This is a genomic window from Streptomyces sp. Tu 2975 (assembly GCF_009832925.1).
Classification (GTDB): domain Bacteria; phylum Actinomycetota; class Actinomycetes; order Streptomycetales; family Streptomycetaceae; genus Streptomyces.
Map to the genome: position 1 here is coordinate 2,449,627 of NZ_CP047140.1, position 15,971 is coordinate 2,465,597.

General features: G+C 70.4%; 12 protein-coding genes. 4 read left to right on the forward strand and 8 right to left on the reverse strand.

What is annotated here, in order from left to right; genetic code table 11:
- Positions 1-21: 21 nt before the first annotated feature.
- The 3 genes from GLX30_RS10655 to GLX30_RS10665 form a co-directional block, all read right to left on the reverse strand.
- Positions 22-360 carry a P-II family nitrogen regulator gene (locus GLX30_RS10655; protein ID WP_005311372.1) on the reverse strand — a complete coding sequence of 113 codons (339 nt, stop codon included), beginning with the start codon at positions 358-360 and terminating at the stop codon, positions 22-24.
- The gene (locus GLX30_RS10660) at positions 357-1,715 is read right to left on the reverse strand and encodes an ammonium transporter (RefSeq protein WP_159686545.1); all 1,359 of its coding nucleotides are present in this window, start codon (positions 1,713-1,715) and stop codon (positions 357-359) included. Before GLX30_RS10660 ends, GLX30_RS10655 begins: the two co-directional genes overlap by 4 nt.
- 313 nt (positions 1,716-2,028) lie before the next feature.
- Positions 2,029-3,501 (reverse strand): hypothetical protein, encoded by a 1,473-nt coding sequence (locus GLX30_RS10665; RefSeq protein ID WP_159686550.1) that lies wholly within the window; start codon positions 3,499-3,501, stop codon positions 2,029-2,031.
- Positions 3,502-3,926: 425 nt separating this feature from the next.
- On the opposite strand from GLX30_RS10665, the gene GLX30_RS10670 reads away from it, so the two are divergent.
- A complete protein-coding gene (locus GLX30_RS10670; RefSeq protein ID WP_159686555.1) occupies positions 3,927-4,589 on the forward strand; it encodes a bifunctional DNA primase/polymerase in 663 nt (220 codons plus the stop codon).
- Positions 4,590-4,655: 66 nt separating this feature from the next.
- On the opposite strand, the gene ftsY is transcribed toward GLX30_RS10670, so the two are convergent.
- Entirely contained in the window at positions 4,656-5,879 is a 1,224-nt protein-coding gene (gene ftsY, locus GLX30_RS10675; RefSeq protein WP_159686559.1) for a signal recognition particle-docking protein FtsY, read from the reverse strand.
- Positions 5,880-6,045: 166 nt separating this feature from the next.
- Here ftsY and GLX30_RS10680 point away from each other — a divergent pair, with 166 nt between their 5' ends.
- A complete protein-coding gene (locus GLX30_RS10680) occupies positions 6,046-7,500 on the forward strand; it encodes a cytosine permease (RefSeq protein WP_159686564.1) in 1,455 nt (484 codons plus the stop codon).
- A 59-nt stretch (positions 7,501-7,559) separates the two neighbouring features.
- Positions 7,560-8,531 (forward strand): LLM class flavin-dependent oxidoreductase, encoded by a 972-nt coding sequence (locus GLX30_RS10685; protein ID WP_159686569.1) that lies wholly within the window; start codon positions 7,560-7,562, stop codon positions 8,529-8,531.
- 40 nt (positions 8,532-8,571) lie between these two features.
- Here GLX30_RS10685 and GLX30_RS10690 read toward each other — a convergent pair whose 3' ends face one another.
- The 4 genes from GLX30_RS10690 to GLX30_RS10705 all read right to left on the reverse strand — a co-directional run bounded on the left by GLX30_RS10690 (position 8,572) and on the right by GLX30_RS10705 (position 14,877).
- The gene (locus GLX30_RS10690; protein WP_159694971.1) at positions 8,572-9,984 is read right to left on the reverse strand and encodes a sugar porter family MFS transporter; all 1,413 of its coding nucleotides are present in this window, start codon (positions 9,982-9,984) and stop codon (positions 8,572-8,574) included.
- A gap of 224 nt (positions 9,985-10,208) precedes the next feature.
- Entirely contained in the window at positions 10,209-13,787 is a 3,579-nt protein-coding gene (gene smc, locus GLX30_RS10695; RefSeq protein ID WP_159686573.1) for a chromosome segregation protein SMC, read from the reverse strand.
- Between the two features lie 198 nt (positions 13,788-13,985).
- Positions 13,986-14,204: a hypothetical protein gene (locus GLX30_RS10700; protein ID WP_005311394.1), complete on the reverse strand. Its 219-nt coding sequence runs from the start codon at positions 14,202-14,204 to the stop codon at positions 13,986-13,988.
- A 391-nt stretch (positions 14,205-14,595) separates the two neighbouring features.
- Entirely contained in the window at positions 14,596-14,877 is a 282-nt protein-coding gene (locus GLX30_RS10705; protein ID WP_159686576.1) for an acylphosphatase, read from the reverse strand.
- A gap of 138 nt (positions 14,878-15,015) precedes the next feature.
- On the opposite strand from GLX30_RS10705, the gene GLX30_RS10710 reads away from it, so the two are divergent.
- Positions 15,016-15,969, forward strand: coding sequence for a CAP domain-containing protein (locus GLX30_RS10710; protein ID WP_159686579.1), 954 nt, complete (start codon positions 15,016-15,018; stop codon positions 15,967-15,969).
- The last annotated feature ends 2 nt before the right edge of the window (positions 15,970-15,971 follow it).

Genomic DNA, 15,971 nt, shown 5'->3' on the forward strand with positions numbered 1-15,971 from the left:
CTCCCTTGTCCGTGTTCGCTCTCAGAGGGCGTCGGGGCCGCGCTCGCCGGTCCGGACCCGGACCGCCGTGTCGACCGGGACGCTCCAGACCTTGCCGTCGCCGATCTTCCCGGTGCGGGCGGCCTTGACGATCACGTCCACGAGCTGTTCGGCGTCGTCGTCCTCGACCAGCACCTCGATGCGGATCTTGGGGACGAGGTCGACGGTGTACTCCGCGCCGCGGTAGACCTCGGTGTGGCCGCGCTGCCGGCCGTAGCCGCTGGCCTCCGTGACCGTGAGGCCCTGGACGCCGAAGGCCTGGAGGGCCTCCTTGATCTCGTCCAGCCGGTGGGGCTTCACGACTGCGGTGATGAGCTTCATGCGTCCACCTTCTTGTTCTGTCCAGCGCCTGCCACAGCGTCCACAGCGGGGGGTACGGCCTTGCGGGAGCCCGTTCCGCCGCCGGCGCCGCTGAAGTCGTACGCGGTCTCGGCGTGCTCGACCTGGTCGATGCCGGAGACCTCGACGTCCTCGTCCACCCGCATGCCGATCGTCTTGTCGAGGACGAAGGCGAGGATCGCGGAGACGACCAGGGAGTAGGCGAGCACCGCGAAGACACCGATGGCCTGCTTGCCGAGCTGGTCGAGCCCGCCGCCGTAGAAGAGGCCCTTGACCTCGGACTGGACGCCGCCGGTGGCGAAGAGGCCGACCAGCAGGGATCCGACGACACCGCCGACGAGGTGGACGCCGACGACGTCCAGGGAGTCGTCGTAGCCGAACTTGAACTTCAGACCGACGGCCATGGCGCACAGCAGACCGGCGATGGCGCCGACGGCGATCGCGCCGAGCGGGGAGACGGCGCCGCCGGACGGGGTGATCGCGACGAGGCCGGCGACCGCGCCGGACGCGGCGCCGAGGGTGGTGAAGGCGCCGTGGCGGATCTTCTCGTACGCGAGCCAGGCGAGCATGGCGGCAGCGGTGGCGACCTGGGTGTTGACGAACATCACCGCGCCGACGCCGTCGTCGTTGCCGAGCCACGAGCCGGCGTTGAAGCCGAACCAGCCGAACCACAGGAGACCGGCGCCGAGCATGACCAGCGGGAGGCTGTGCGGGCGCATCGGGTCCTTCTTGAAGCCGACGCGCTTGCCGATGACGAGGATCACGCCGAGGGCCGCGGCACCGGCGTTGATGTGGACGGCCGTGCCGCCCGCGAAGTCGATGACGCCCATCTCGAAGAGCCAGCCGCCCGCGCCCCAGACCCAGTGCGCGACCGGGAAGTAGACGACCGTGGCCCACAGGGTGATGAACAGGGCCCAGGCGGTGAACTTGACGCGGTCCGCGAGGGCGCCGCTGATCAGGGCCGGTGTGATGATCGCGAACATCAGCTGGAAGACGGCGAAGACGTACACCGGGATGGTGTAGCCGTCCCACAGCTCGGTGATGCCGATTCCGCTGAGACCGACGTAGTCGGAGCTCCAGCCGATGATCGAGCCGGAGTCGGTGCCGAAGGCAAGGCTGAAGCCGTACAGCACCCAGAGGATGGTGACGATCCCGAGGCTGATGAAGCTCATCATCAGCATGTTCAGGGTGCTCTTGACCCGGACCATGCCTCCGTAGAAGAAGGCCAGTCCCGGGGTCATGAGCATCACCAGGGCGGAACAGATGAGCATGAACCCTGTGTTGGCGGCAGACAGCTCGGGAGCGTCTGCGGCAAGGGTCGAGATGCCTGGGGGCATCGGCGTCTCCTCGTCGTCGTGCGGCCGCGTGCGGGCGGAGCCAGTGCGGTGGAGGGGCGGGCCGGACAGCCCCTTTGCGCCATGAGGTTGGCGCAGCGCCGTTTCCGCAGATGCCGCTCGATGTTTCGCGGCCGTGACGAAGAGGTCCGGCGTGTTACGCCGTCATGAACAGGCTGATCGTCCGCGGTCACCGAGAGTATCCTCTGCGCACATCGGAAACCGGCCGCGACACTCACCCGGATGACTTGGCACGGGGGAGCCGAGTCGGGCAGTTCGGGGTGGGTGTCGCGGCCGGGGTCTGAGGTGCCGCCGGTCAGACCGCTTCGGCGGTCTCGGGCAGCTGGGCGGTGAGCAGGTCGGTGAACTGGACGACTTCCGCGACGTCGCCGAAGTCCCTGGCCGCCGTGTCGACGGTCTTGCGCAGCCGGGTGTTGACCCGCTCGGAGCGGACCCGCTTGGCGACCGTGAGCGCCTCGCCGGCCAGGGCGGTGGCTTGTTCCGGCTCCCTCTTGAGGAGGTGGACCGTGGCCATCCCGACCAGGTTGAGTGCGTACGACCGCTGGTGCTCGTCGTCCTGCCGGAAGAGCTCCACGGCACGCTCCATGATCGGCTCGGCGAGCGACGCGTAGGTGGGGCTGCGGCCCGCCACATAGGCGAGGTCGCGGTAGGAGTGGGCGTTCTCGCCGTTGAGCTCGGCCTCGGAGAAGAAGCGGATCCAGTCGGGCTCGGGCTCGGTGTCGAAGCCGATGTCGGCGAAGGTTTCCTCCGCCATCCGCACGGCCCTCCGGCACTTGCTGGGCTGGCCCATGTTGGCGTAGGCGCGGGCCTCCATCGCATACAGCATGGCCTGGGTGCGCGCGGTGGCGCAGTCGCGACTGCCGTACTGGGCGAGGTGGATGAGTTCGAGGGCGTCGTCCGGCCGGCCGAGGTGGATCATCTGCCGGCTCATGGAGGAAAGCACGTACGAGCCGAGCGGCTTGTCACCGGCTTCCTTTGAGGCATGCAGGGCGAGGACGAAGTACTTCTGCGCGGTGGGCTGAAGGCCCACGTCGTAGCTCATCCATCCGGCCAGCTCGGCCAGTTCGGCGGCGCACTTGAAAAGGCGCCGCAGGGTGGCGGGGGGCTGCGGCTCCTGAAGCAGGTCGGTGACCTCGTGGAGCTGGCCGACGACGGCCTTCCTGCGCAGACCGCCGCCGCACTGGGCGTCCCACTGGCGGAACATCGCGGTGGTGGCCTCGAGCAGGTCGAGCTCCGGCCCCGACAGCCGGCCGCCCCTGCGTGTCGTGGCGGGCGCCTCCTCCGTGGCCTCCACGGCCGGGGTGGGGACGAGCCAGCGCTGCATGGGCTCGACGAGGGCGGACCCCGCGGCGAGCGAGAGCGAGGTGCCGAGGAAGCCGCGGCGCGCGAGCATCAGGTCGCTTCTGGAGAACTCGCTGAGCAGGGCGACGGTCTGGTCACCGGCCCAGGGCAGGTCGACGCCGGACACGGAGGGTGCCTGGTGGGCGGAGCGCAGGCCGAGGTCCTCGACGGCGACGACGCTGCCGAAGCGCTCGGAGAAGAGCTCGGACAGGATCCGGGGGATCGGCTCGCGCGGCTGTTCGCCGTCCAGCCAGCGGCGCACCCGGGAGGTGTCCGTGCTGATGTGGTGTGCGCCCATCTGCCGCGCCCTGCGGTTCACTTGGCGCGCCAGCTCGCCCTTCGACCAGCCGCTGCGCATGAACCAGGAGTTCAGCTGTTCGTTGGGGCGCTTGCCGGTGTTCGTACCGTCTGCGCCGCTGCCGCTCACTGGAATGCCCCCATCCGTCGAAGCTCATCGCCCGAACCCGTACCAGAATGCCGCCTGTTGCGGCCTCCTGTGACCGGCTTGCACCCGTCGAACAGAGAGACGGGTTGCCCCCGGCATACCCGGAAGCGGACTGCAATTGCAGGTCGATGTACCGACGGTAATCCTACGATCACGCCTCCAGCGAGTGGGATTGCAGAATCGCCACCATTCGCCACCCCTCCGAGTGAACCCACTTGCCGCCAGGCGCGATTCACTTGACAGGCGGCAATCAGCAACAGATGGAGCGTTGCGCGTGCAGGCGCGTGCCACGTTCCACACTCCCCCGCGCACCACCGCACCCCGCCGACACCCGACAAGGGATGACGGAGAGTCACAGGGGGACTTCAAGTCGTAACCACCGGCGAGCAGGACCCGTTGGAGGGGGCATGGGCTTCACGATCGGCGGCACCCGAGGGATCAGTCAGATCCGGGTCGGCTCCCGGCGCCGCGGGCGCGCGACAGAGGCCACAGCGGTGGCCGAGTACACCGGACTGTGGGGCTGGGCGGTGGTCCCCGGCGCACGGGCCGCGTCCGGCAAGTGCTCCTGCGGCAGGGCGGAGTGCGAGGCGCCGGGAGCGCATCCCCTCGACTTCGCGCTCGAGGTCCCGGCCGGCGCCACGCTCGACGAGGCCGGCAAGGCCTGGGCGGATGTGCCCGGGGCATCGCTGCTGCTGCCGGTGGGCCGGAGCTTCGACATCCTGGACGTCGCCGCACCGGCGGGCCGCCGCGCCCTGGTGCGCATGGAGCGCATGGGCCTGCCGCTCGGTCCGGTCACGGTCACGCCGGACGGCCGCTGCCAGTTCTTCGTGGCTCCGGGCGCCGCGGCCGAGCTGCCCCGGCTGCTGTACCGGATGGGCTGGGACGACGCCGACCTGGACCTGCGCTGCCTCGGCCCCGGCGACCACATCACCGCTCCGCCGTCCGACCACGGCGGGCTGGGCCCCGTCCGCTGGCTGCGGCCCCCGTCCCTGGACACGGCGGCGGCCCCGCCGGAGGCCCGGCTGCTGCTCGGCACCCTGGCGTACATCTGCCACCGCAGCCGGCCCTGAACCGCGTACGAGAGCGCCCGGCCGTCCCCTGACGGCCGGGCGCTCTCGTACGCGCGGAAGGTGCGCTCAGTCGCCGATCAGGGCGTCGACGAACGCCTCGGGCTCGAACGGGGCGAGATCGTCCGGACCCTCGCCCAGACCCACGAGCTTGACGGGCACGCCCAGCTCGCGCTGGACGGCGACGACGATGCCGCCCTTGGCGGTGCCGTCCAGCTTGGTCAGCACGATGCCGGTGATGTCCACGACCTCGGCGAAGACCCGCGCCTGCACCAGACCGTTCTGACCGGTGGTGGCATCGAGGACGAGCAGGACCTCGTCCAGCGGGCCGTGCTTCTCCACGACCCGCTTCACCTTGCCGAGCTCGTCCATCAGGCCCGTCTTGGTGTGCAGCCGGCCGGCGGTGTCGATGAGGACGACGTCCGCGCCCTCGGCGATGCCCTCCTTCACCGAGTCGAAGGCGACCGAGGCCGGGTCGCCGGCCTCCGGCCCCCGCACGGTGCGGGCGCCGACGCGCTCGCCCCAGGTCTGCAGCTGATCGGCGGCCGCGGCACGGAAGGTGTCCGCGGCGCCCAGCACGACCGAACGGCCGTCCGCGACGAGAACGCGGGCGAGCTTGCCGGTGGTGGTGGTCTTACCGGTGCCGTTCACCCCCACGACCATGACGACGGCGGGCGTTTCGAGGCCGCTCTCGGTCTTGACCGCACGGTCGAAGTCGGTGCCCACGAGGTGCAGCAGCTCCTCGCGCAGCAGGGTGCGCAGCTGCTCGGGCGTCCGGGTGCCGAGCACCCTCACCCGCTCACGCAGCCGCTCGACGAGCTCCTGGGTGGGGGCCACGCCGACGTCGGCGGTGAGGAGCGTGTCCTCGATCTCCTCCCACGTGTCCTCGTCGAGGTGCTCGCGCGAGAGGAGCGTGAGGAGCCCCTTGCCGAGCGAGTTCTGCGAACGGGCGAGACGGGCGCGGAGCCGGACGAGCCGGCCGGCGGTCGGTTCCGGGATCTCGACGGCGGGCGCGGGCGCCTCGGCGACGACCGGGTCCTCGACGGCGACGGGGGTTTCGACGGCCTCATCGGCCGTCGGAAGGTCGACCTCCTCGATGGTGCGGCGGGGTTCCTCCCGCGGCGTCTCCGCCTCGTCGCCGACATGCGGTTCGGCGGGCGGAGCAGTGATGGTCGGCGCGGCCGGCGGCGCCTGCGGCGGCAGCTGCTTCTTCTTGCGGCTGCTGACCACGAGGCCGCTGATCGCGCCGATCGCGACCAGGGCGATGACTACGGCAAGGATGACGATTTCCATAACCCGTCCAGTATCGGCCACGGCCGCGCACACAGAAGGGGCCGGAGGATCGCACAAAGGCGGGCTCACCCATTTGGACCTTATGAGGTGTTCGTACGATGCTGGTGGCTTCCGGTTTCTCCGGCAGCCCCCACCGGCGTCCCCCACCCCGTACGGAGCCACTTCCATGCCCCACGCCTCCGAGTCCGAAGGCGCGATAGAGACCCGCGGCCTCGAACCCGTCCCCGACGCGGAGCGCACCGGCCGCGTCCGGGAGCTGTTTCCCACCTGGGTCGCCGCCAACATCAGTGTGCTGTTGCTGACGATGGGCGCGGGACTGGTCGTCTTCAACGGCCTGAACTTCTGGCAGGTGCTGACCGTCGCCGTCGCCGCGCCCGTCCTCTCGTACGGGCTCGTGGGCCTGATCTCCGTCGCGGGCAAGCGCGGGGGTTCACCCGGCATGGCACTGTCCCGCGCGGTCTTCGGGCAGCGCGGGAACCTCTTCCCCGGCTCGCTGATCTGGGTCGCCCGCTGGGGCTGGGAGACGATCAACGCGGTCACCGGCGCCTATGCCGTGCTCACCGTGCTGGACCTGCTCTTCGGGATCCGGAGCAGCACGGCTCTGATCATCACGACCCTGCTGCTCTTCGTCGCCTGCACCTTCCTCGTCTCGGGGCTCGGCATCAACGCCCTCCAGGTGTGCAGCAAGTGGTCGACGTACCTGTTCGGCGCGTTCAGCGTGCTGGTTCTGATCTACCTGGTCGCGAACACCGACTGGTCCGCCGTCTTCGACAAGCCGGCGGGCTCGACGGCGATGATGGTGGCGGGCATCGGCACCATCGCGGCGGGCGGCATCAGCTGGGTGCCGTCGGGTCCGGACTTCACGCGCTACCTGCCGCGCACGGCCTCGGACCGGGCGATGGTCGGCGCCACCGTCGGCGGCGCGGGCGTCGTCGTGCTGCCGATGGTGCTGATGGGCGCCGTGATGGCGGTGTCCACACCGGACCTGGCGAGCGCCCAGGATCCGGTCGCCTTCATCGGCGAGATCCTGCCGATGTGGCTGGCGGTGCCGTATCTGCTGATCGCCCTCGTCGGCATGCTGCTGATCAACTCCATGTCGATGTACTCCGCCGGCTTCACCGCCCAGACCCTGGGCGTGAAGGTGCCCCGCACCTGGGCGGTGAGCGTGAACGCAGTGATCAGCCTGGTCTTCGGCTTCCTGCTGATGGTGGTCGCCACCAGCTTCATCGGGTCCTTCATCTCGTTCCTGACGCTGCTCGCGGTGGCCTTCTCCGCGTGGATCGGCGTCTTCGGCGTCGACATGCTGCGGCGGCGTACGTACGACGGTGCGGCGCTGATGGACACCACCCGCACGAGCGCCTACTGGTACCACGGCGGTTTCGCCTGGCAGGCGATGGTGTCGTGGGCGTCGGCGCTGGCGGTGGGACTGCTGTTCACCCGGGTCGACTGGTTCGCCGGTCCGCTCGCGTCGTCGTGGGCCGGCGAGAACGGCCTGGGCTGGGCGGTGACGATCCTGGTGGCCGCGGGGCTGTACGCGGTGCTGCCGCGCACGACGACGACGGCCCAGGCGCACCCCGCACCCGCGGCCCTCGAAACCGAGGCGGAGACCCTGTCCATCTGACGCCACGTCAGCTAACGTCCCTCTTCGCCGTTCCCACATCCGGCGGAGGGGGACTTCCCATGGCCTTCACGGTTGCCCGGTTCAACATGGTCGACCCGGCCGCGACACCCGAGACCCTCGCGGCCCGCTACCGTGCCGCCCTGGAGATGGCCGTGTACGCCGACGACCGCGGCGTCGACACGGTCCAGACCGAGGAGCACCACGGTGCCGGGAACAACTGGCTGCCGTCGCCGCTGGCCTTCGCCGGCGCCGTCCTCGGCGCCACCCGCCGCATCGCGGTCACCGTGTCCGCGGTCATCGGCCCGCTGCACGAGCCGCTGCGGATGGCCGAGGACCTCGCCGTGCTGGACCTGATCGGCCTGGGCCGACTGGTGACCGTCGCGGGGATCGGCTACCGGCCGGAGGAGTACGCACAGCTCGGTGTCGACTGGAGCCGGCGCGGACAGCTCCAGGACGAGCTGCTGGAGACGCTGCTGGCCGCCTGGACGGGCGAGAGCTTCGTATACCGGGGACGTACCGTGCGGGTCACCCCGCGCCCGTACACCCGGCCGCATCCTCTGCTGATCGTCGGCGGGTCCTCCCGGGCCGCCGCGCGCCGGGCGGCCCGCTTCGGGCTCCCGTTCTTCCCCAGCGCCCACCTGCCGGAGCTCGAGGCGTACTACGAGGAGCGGCGGGCCGAGTACGGGACCGACGGCTTCTGCATGATGCCCGCGGAGAAGACGACGCTGCTGCACGTGTCGGAGGATCCCGACCGCGCGTGGGCGCTGTACGGCGAGCACTTCCTGCACGAGGCGCGGACGTACGCGTCCTGGCAGTCGCCGGACATCCGTTCCGCGGTGCGGTCCGCGGCCGGGACCGTCGGGGAACTGCGCGACGAGGGCGTCTACCGGATCGTGACTCCTGACGAGTGCGTGGCACTGGACGCGGAGAGCCTGGTGCTGCATCCGCTGTGCGGGGGGATGCCGGTGGACGAGGGATGGCGCAGCCTTCAGCTGCTGTGCGAACACGTACTGCCCCGGCTCACGCGCTGAGCCGGGGCAGTTTCCGTGACGAGGAGAGGGGCAGCGGGGATTAGCCCATCTCCTCCAACGCCTTGCCCTTCGTCTCCTTGACGTACCTCAGTACGAAGGGGATCGAGAGCACGGCGAAGACCGTGTAGATCACGTAGGTGCCGGAGAGGTTCCAGTCCGCGAGGCTCGGGAAACTGGCGGTGATGGCCCAGTTGGCGATCCACTGCGCGGAGGCGGCGACGCCGAGGGCGGCGGCGCGGATCCGGTTCGGGAACATCTCACCGAGGAAGACCCAGACGACGACACCCCACGACAGCGCGAAGAAGAGCACGAAGACGTGGGCTGCGATCAGGGCCACGACGCCCTGGGTCTCCGGCAGCTTGCCGTCGACGAGGTCGGCGGAGAAGGCCCAGGCCTCGAGGGCCAGCGCGATCGCCATACCGGTGGAGCCGATGAGCGCGAGCGGCCGGCGGCCGATCCGGTCCACCAGCACCATCGCGATCACGGTGCCGATGATGTTGATGATCGACGTGGTGAACGAGTAGAGGAAGGAGCTGGACGGGTCGACGCCCACCGACTGCCACAGGGTGGCCGAGTAGTAGAACGCGACGTTGATGCCGACCAGCTGCTGGAAGACCGACAGACCGATGCCGACCCAGACGATGGGCAGGAAGCCGAAGCGGCTGCCGAGCAGGTCCTTGAAGGAGGACTTGTGCTCCCGGCGCATGGCGAGCTCGATCTCGCCGACCCGGGCATCCAGGTCGACACCCTTGCCCTCGACCTCGGCGAGGACCTCCTTCGCCCGGCCGACCTTGCCGACCGAGATGAGGAAGCGCGGCGACTCCGGGATCGCGAAGGAGAGGAGCCCGTACAGCACCGCAGGGACGACCATGACGCCGAGCATCCACTGCCAGGCCTCGATGCCGGCGATCTCTCCGCGCTGATCGCCGTCGGCGATCTGAAGGATGCCGTAGTTCACCAGCTGCGAGACCGCGATGCCGATGACGATCGCGGCCTGCTGGAAGGAGGCCAGCCGGCCGCGGTAGGCGGCGGGCGATACCTCGGCGATGTAGGCCGGGCCGATGACGGACGCCATGCCGATCGCGAAGCCGCCGATGACCCGCCACATTGCGAGGTCCCAGAGGGCGAACGGGAGCGCGGAGCCCACGGCGCTGAGGGTGAAGAGCACGGCGGCGATCTGCATACAGCGGATACGGCCGATGCGGTCCGCGATACGGCCGGCGGTCGCGGCGCCGACGGCACAGCCGATCAGCGCGACGGCGATCACCTGGGCGAGGGTGCCGGAACCGATGTCGTAGCGGTCCCGGATGGCCTCGACGGCGCCGTTGATGACGGAGCTGTCGTAACCGAAGAGGAAGCCGCCCATCGCGGCGGCGGCCGTGATGAAGATGACATGCCCGAGGTGGTCGGGGTGGGCCGAGCGGGCCCCTGATGCCGATGGCGGCTGCTCAATGCTGGTCACGTGTACTCCTGTGGCCGTCCGGCAGCACCGCCGGACGTGGGGGGCGAGCCCTACAAGTGGGGCACAGGTTTGGGGCGCGCACCACTTGAAGGTAAAAGCAACGTTGCAGAGACTATTCCTTCAAGTTTCGAAGTCAAGACCCTGATCCAAATCAGTGAGTGACCACGCAGAGTCACATTAGCTTCAAGTCTTGAAGAGTCGCAGGGGTCAGCACCTCAGCGGAGGCGCTGGCTGATGACCTTGGAGACGCCGTCGCCCTGCATCGATACGCCGTACAGCGCGTCCGCGACCTCCATCGTCCGCTTCTGGTGCGTGATCACGATCAGCTGCGAACTCTCCTGGAGCTCCTGCATGATCCGGATCAGCCGCTGGAGATTGGTGTCGTCGAGCGCCGCCTCGACCTCGTCCATCACATAGAACGGACTCGGCCGGGCCTTGAAGATCGAGACCAGCATCGCCACCGCCGTCAGGGACCGCTCCCCGCCCGACAGCAACGACAGCCGCTTCACCTTCTTCCCGGGCGGCCGCGCCTCCACGTCCACGCCGGTGGTGAGCATGTTGTCCGGGTCGGTCAGCACGAGCCGCCCCTCACCGCCCGGGAAGAGGCGGGAGAAGACGCCCTCGAACTCACGGGCGGTGTCCCGGTAGGCCTCGGTGAAGACCTGCTCGACGCGTTCGTCCACCTCCTTCACGACCTGAAGCAGGTCGGCCCGGGTCTTCTTCAGGTCCTCGAGCTGCTCCGACAGGAACTGGTGACGCTCCTCCAGCGCCGCGAACTCCTCCAGAGCGAGCGGATTCACCTTTCCGAGCTGTTGGTACGCCCGTTCGGCCGACTTCAGGCGCTTTTCCTGATCCGCGCGGACGAAACGCCTCGGCTGGTTCCTGGGGTGCTCCGGGTCCTCCGGGAGTTCCTCGCCCTCGGCCGGCGGGGACGGGGGCACCAACTGGTCGGGGCCGTACTCGGACACCAGGCCGGCCGGTTCCACGCCCAGCTCCTCCAGCGCCTTCGTCTCCAGTTGCTCGATCCGCAGCCGCTTCTCCGCGCCCAGCACCTCGCCGCGGTGCACCGAGTCGGTGAGCTTGTCCAGTTCTGCCTTGAGGTCGCGGCCCGCGCTCCGGGCGGCCGTCAGCTCCCGCTCACGCTCTGCCTTGGCGGCCTCGGCCGCGGCCCGCTCGGCCTCCGCCCGGACCAGCGACACCTCGACATGCGCCAGCAGCTGCCGGGCGCCGGCCGCGACGGCCGCCGCCACCTCGGCCTCGTGGCGCATCCGGGCGCGCCGCTGCTCCGCTCGCGCACGCGCCTCACGCTCGGCGCGCGCTCCCCGGTCGAGCGCGTCCGCGCGCCCGGCCAGGCCCTTGACCCTCTCCTCGTGCGTACGCACCTGGAGACGGGCCTCCATCTCCGTCTGCCGCGCGTTGGCGCCGTCGGCCGCGAGCCGGTCCCGCACGTGGGTGTCGGGCTCCTCCTCGGCCGGGGCCTCCTCCGCGACGAGCAACCGCTCGGCCAGCTCCTCGGCCTCCTCGGCCGCCCGCTCCAGCGCCTCCTGGGCCCGCGCGGCCGCCGCGGCGGTCCGCTCCGCCTCACCCGCGGCACCACGGGCCTGACCGGAGAGACGGCCGAGTCTGCCGGAGACCGCCGACTTCTCCCGGTCGGCGGCGCGCCTGCGCTCCCCCAGCTCCTCGACCAGCGACGCGCATGCGGCACGGCGGACGGTGGCCTGCTGCTGTGCGGCCGCCAGCTCCTCGCACTGCCCCGCCAGGTCCTCGAGCTCGGCCGCCGCCTCGTCGACGGATGCCTGGACCTCGAGCAGACTCGGCGCCCCGGCGGACCCGCCCTGCGCGAAGTGCGACGCGAGCACGTCGCCCTCCGCGGTCACGGCGGTGAGTCCGGGCCGTGCGCCGACGACGTCCTCCGCGTCCTCGAGAGTTCCGACGACCACCGTCGTGCGCAGCAGCCTGCGCACGGCCGGCATCAACTCCTCGGGGCCCCGGACGAGGTCCGCGGCGCGCCTGCCGTCCGCTGCGGACAGGTCGGGTCCGGACAGGTCGGGCTCAGGGCCGTCGGCGAAGGAGGTGGCTGAGGCGAGCAGCAGGGCCGCCCTGCCGCCGTCCTGTTTACGCAGCAGCCGGATCGCCTCTGCCGCCGTGGACGCGTCGGTGACGGCCACCGCGTCCGCCGCCGCTCCGAGCGCCGCCGCTACGGGGATCTCGTATCCGGGTGTCACCGTGAGCAGTTCGGCCGCCGGGCCGAGCAGACCGGCGAGACGGTCACGGGCTCCGAGGAGCGCGCCCGTCCCGTCCTTGCGCCGCAGTCCCAGCGCGAGCGCCTCGCGGCGGGCCGCCACGGCGGCGCGCTTGCGTTCCGCCGTGGTGAGCGCCTCACGGGCCTCGCCCAGCGCGGCCTCCGCGCCGGCCAGTTCGCGCTTCGCCGCGTCGTGCCGGTCGGCCAGCAGGAAGTCGTCGGAGTCCAGCGCGTCGACCTCGGCCTTGAGCTGCTCGTACTCCTCCTGCGCGGCGACGGCCCGCTCCTGCGCCTCGTCACGGGCGGCGGCCAGCCGGTCGATCTCGGCCTGGGCGGACGCGGCGCGCGAACGGGCCGCGTTGACCTGGCCGCTCAGCCGGGCGAGCCCCTCACGACGGTCGGCGATGGCGCGCGCCACGTCCTTCAGGCGGCGTTCCTCGACAGCGAGCTCGCGCTCCAGTTCGGCGCGGTGCGCGACGGTGTCCTCCAGGGCCCGTTCCGCCGCTTCGAGAGCGGCCTCCAGCTCCGCCTCCTGCTCACGGATGCGGGCCGCCTCACGCTCCATGTCCTCCGGATCACGGCCGCGCCGCTCCTCCGCCGGCTGTGCTGTCGCGCTCTTGACGCGGGCGTCGGCCAGGGAGATCGTGCCGCGCACCCGCTCGGCGAGCTGGGAGAGCTCGTACCAGCTCTGCTGAGCGCGCTGGAGCCGCGGCGCGAGCCGGCGCACCTCGTCCTCCAGGTCCGCCTCACGAGCCAGCGCCGCCTTCAGCTCGGCCTCTGCCGCCTCCTTGCGCTGCTTGAGCGCGGCCTCGTCGGCGACCTCGGTGCGCAGCGCCTCCCGCATGCGTACGAGGTCGTCGGCGAGCAGCCGGAGCCGGGCGTCACGCAGGTCCGCCTGGATGACCGCGGCCCTCCTGGCCACGGCCGCCTGTCGCCCCAGAGGCTTGAGCTGACGGCGCAGTTCGTCGGTGAGGTCCTGCACCCGGGCGAGGTTGGCCCGCATCGCGTCCAGCTTCCGCAGCGCCTTCTCCTTGCGCTTGCGGTGCTTGAGGACGCCTGCCGCCTCCTCGATGAAGGCCCGCCGCCCCATGGGATCGGCGTGCAGGACGGAGTCGAGCTGGCCCTGGCCGACGATGACGTGCATCTCGCGCCCGATGCCGGAGTCGGAGAGCAGTTCCTGGATGTCGAGCAGCCGGCAGGTGTCGCCGTTGATCTGGTACTCGCTGCCGCCGTTGCGGAACATGATCCGCGTGATGGTGACCTCGGCGTACTCGATGGGCAGGGCCCCGTCGGAGTTGTCGATCGTCAGGGAGACCTCGGCCCGGCCCAGCGGCGGCCGGCCGGTCGTCCCGGCGAAGATGACGTCCTCCATCTTGCCGCCGCGCAGGGACTTGGCGCCCTGCTCGCCCATGACCCAGGAGAGCGCGTCCACGACGTTGGACTTGCCGGAGCCGTTGGGACCCACGACGCAGGTGATGCCGGGCTCGAACCGCAGGGTGGTGGCCGAGGCGAACGACTTGAAACCGCGCAGGGTCATGGCCTTGAGGTGCACGCCCCCGGACTCTACCTTTCGGTTGCGGTTTCACCCATGAAGGTGCAGGGCAGATCAGACGTTGAAGGAGACACTTCAGGAACTGCGGGGGGCGCGGGGGGCGAAGGACGGGGCAGGGGCGGGAGCGGAAAAGAAAGAAGGGACGCCGAGGGCGTCCCTTGCATATCTTGCTGCGCGATGCCCTGGCGGACGCCGTGCTCAGGTGAGCGCGGGCTCCGCCCTAGGTACGTCGATGTCCATACCTTCGAGCAGCGACTCTCCGGGGTGCTGAGCGACGGCGGCGTTGAGCGCGTCATTCTCGGACTGGATCCGTACAAGCTCGGATTCGAGGTCCTGGACGCGCTGCTGAAGCCGTCGCATCTCGGCGAGGAGTCGCGGGTCGGAACCGCCGACGTAACCGAGAAGCGCCTTTGCCATGATGGATGGTCCTCCACACTGAGTGACCGACCGAAGCGGTGTGGGTCGTGAGGGATTCGCACCCGCGGTGCTCGGCAGTCCTGGTTTTACTGCGTGCCGTGCTGCGGTTCTTGACTGCCGAACAGCTGAGGTGCGCGGGGCTTCCAGAGTCTCACCAAAAAGTTTGACGGTCAACACGATCACACCCCGTATCGACGGGCGGCCCGGGGGCATACGGCCGCTGAAGAGTGCGGCGTGCCTGACCTGCGGGGCCCTGGGGGCGTCACGATCATCTTTCCTGGCGCAGCCTGGCAGAGCAAGCCCTTCTTGGCAATCACCTGGGGTTTCTGCCGGCGGCCGGGCCTTCGGAGAGCATCGGGAGGCCGCCGGAGCGGGCTCGGCCGGACACCCGTCAGCGGATCGCGAAGTCCGGGTAGCCGCCGCGGGGCGTGTCCCAGATCTCAGTGACTCCGTCGACGCGGCCGGGTGTGTCGTCGGAGCGAAGCCACTCCAGCAAACGGTGGCAATTATCACGTGGTCCTTCGGCGACGACCTGCACCCTGCCGTCCTCCAGATTGAGGGCGAAGCCGGTGAGTCCCCCGATCTCCAGAGCGTTTGCCCTGGTGAACCATCGGAAGCCCACTCCCTGTACTCGGCCGCGTACCCAGGCGGTCAGCCGTGCGGTGTCGTTCATGGCTGCACGGTAACCGGCCGATTGCTTCTGCATCACTTCGGGCCCGGGCCGCATGGCGTACAGTCCGGACGCAATCAGCATCACTCGTACGGGTGAGTCCGTTGACGTTCCACGTCGCGCACCAGGAAGGCACAGCACATGGGTCGCCACCGACGCTCGGCCCCCGCGCCGGCCGTAACCGATCACGCGGCAGACACGGCAGGCAGGCACCGTGGCGGTGCACGCCGGGGCCTGCCCGTACGCACCGGACTTCTCGGGGCCTCTGCCGCCATGGCGGTCGGCGTCGTGGTCGTCACGACCGGCGGCCTGCCCGGCGGCGACGACAAGTACACCGTGGGCGCGGGCTCCGACGTACGGACCGAGATGCGCACCGAGGTGCCGTCGCGGCTGCAGGCCCAGGGCGATGCGAGCGCGAGCCCCTCCGTGAGCCCTTCCGTCTCGCCGAGCCGCAGCGCGGAGCCGTCGAAGAGCCCCTCGAAGAGCCCGTCGAAGAGCCCCTCGAAGAAGACGTCCCCGACCCCTTCCAAGACGTCGAACCCGGCGAAGCCGTCGAAGAAGCCCGTGTCGCCCGAACCCTCGGCGACGCCGTCCAGGGAAACGACGAAGAGCCCCGCGACGACCAGGAAGCCGGCCCCCGAGCCGACGCGCGAGCAGACGCGGACCCCGGAGCGCACCGTCACCCCGTCGAAGACGGCCGCCCCGCACACGTCGGCTGCCGCTGCCGCGGAGGCCGACGTGATCGACATGGTCAACGCGGAGCGCGCCAAGGTCGGCTGCAGCCCGATGAAGGCCAGCGGCACCCTGTCCGACCTGGCCCGCGCGCACAGCAAGGACATGGCGACGCGCGGATTCTTCGACCACACCAATCCCGACGGCGAGACGCCGTGGGACCGTGCGGAGCAGGCCGGCGTGAGCAGTCTCGGCGGCGAGAACATAGCCCGCGGCCAGGCCGACGCCGAGGCGGTCATGAACTCCTGGATGAACAGCGAGGGACACCGCGCGAACATCCTGAACTGCGACTTCACGTCACTGGGTGTCGGTGTGCACATGGCCGACGGTGGCCCTTGGTGGACGCAGAACTTCAGCTATTGAGA

What these genes read in the sequence shown, in the direction of transcription:
- GLX30_RS10710 (WP_159686579.1), top strand. Translation starts at nt 15,016, where the DNA reads ATGGGTCGCCACCGACGCTCGGCCCCCGCGCCGGCCGTAACCGATCAC.
- GLX30_RS10685 (WP_159686569.1), top strand. Translation starts at nt 7,560, where the DNA reads ATGGCCTTCACGGTTGCCCGGTTCAACATGGTCGACCCGGCCGCGACA.
- GLX30_RS10670 (WP_159686555.1), top strand. Translation starts at nt 3,927, where the DNA reads ATGGGCTTCACGATCGGCGGCACCCGAGGGATCAGTCAGATCCGGGTC.
- ftsY (WP_159686559.1), bottom strand. Translation starts at nt 5,879, where the DNA reads ATGGAAATCGTCATCCTTGCCGTAGTCATCGCCCTGGTCGCGATCGGC.
- GLX30_RS10705 (WP_159686576.1), bottom strand. Translation starts at nt 14,877, where the DNA reads ATGAACGACACCGCACGGCTGACCGCCTGGGTACGCGGCCGAGTACAG.
- GLX30_RS10655 (WP_005311372.1), bottom strand. Translation starts at nt 360, where the DNA reads ATGAAGCTCATCACCGCAGTCGTGAAGCCCCACCGGCTGGACGAGATC.
- GLX30_RS10700 (WP_005311394.1), bottom strand. Translation starts at nt 14,204, where the DNA reads ATGGCAAAGGCGCTTCTCGGTTACGTCGGCGGTTCCGACCCGCGACTC.
- GLX30_RS10680 (WP_159686564.1), top strand. Translation starts at nt 6,046, where the DNA reads ATGCCCCACGCCTCCGAGTCCGAAGGCGCGATAGAGACCCGCGGCCTC.
- GLX30_RS10660 (WP_159686545.1), bottom strand. Translation starts at nt 1,715, where the DNA reads ATGCCCCCAGGCATCTCGACCCTTGCCGCAGACGCTCCCGAGCTGTCT.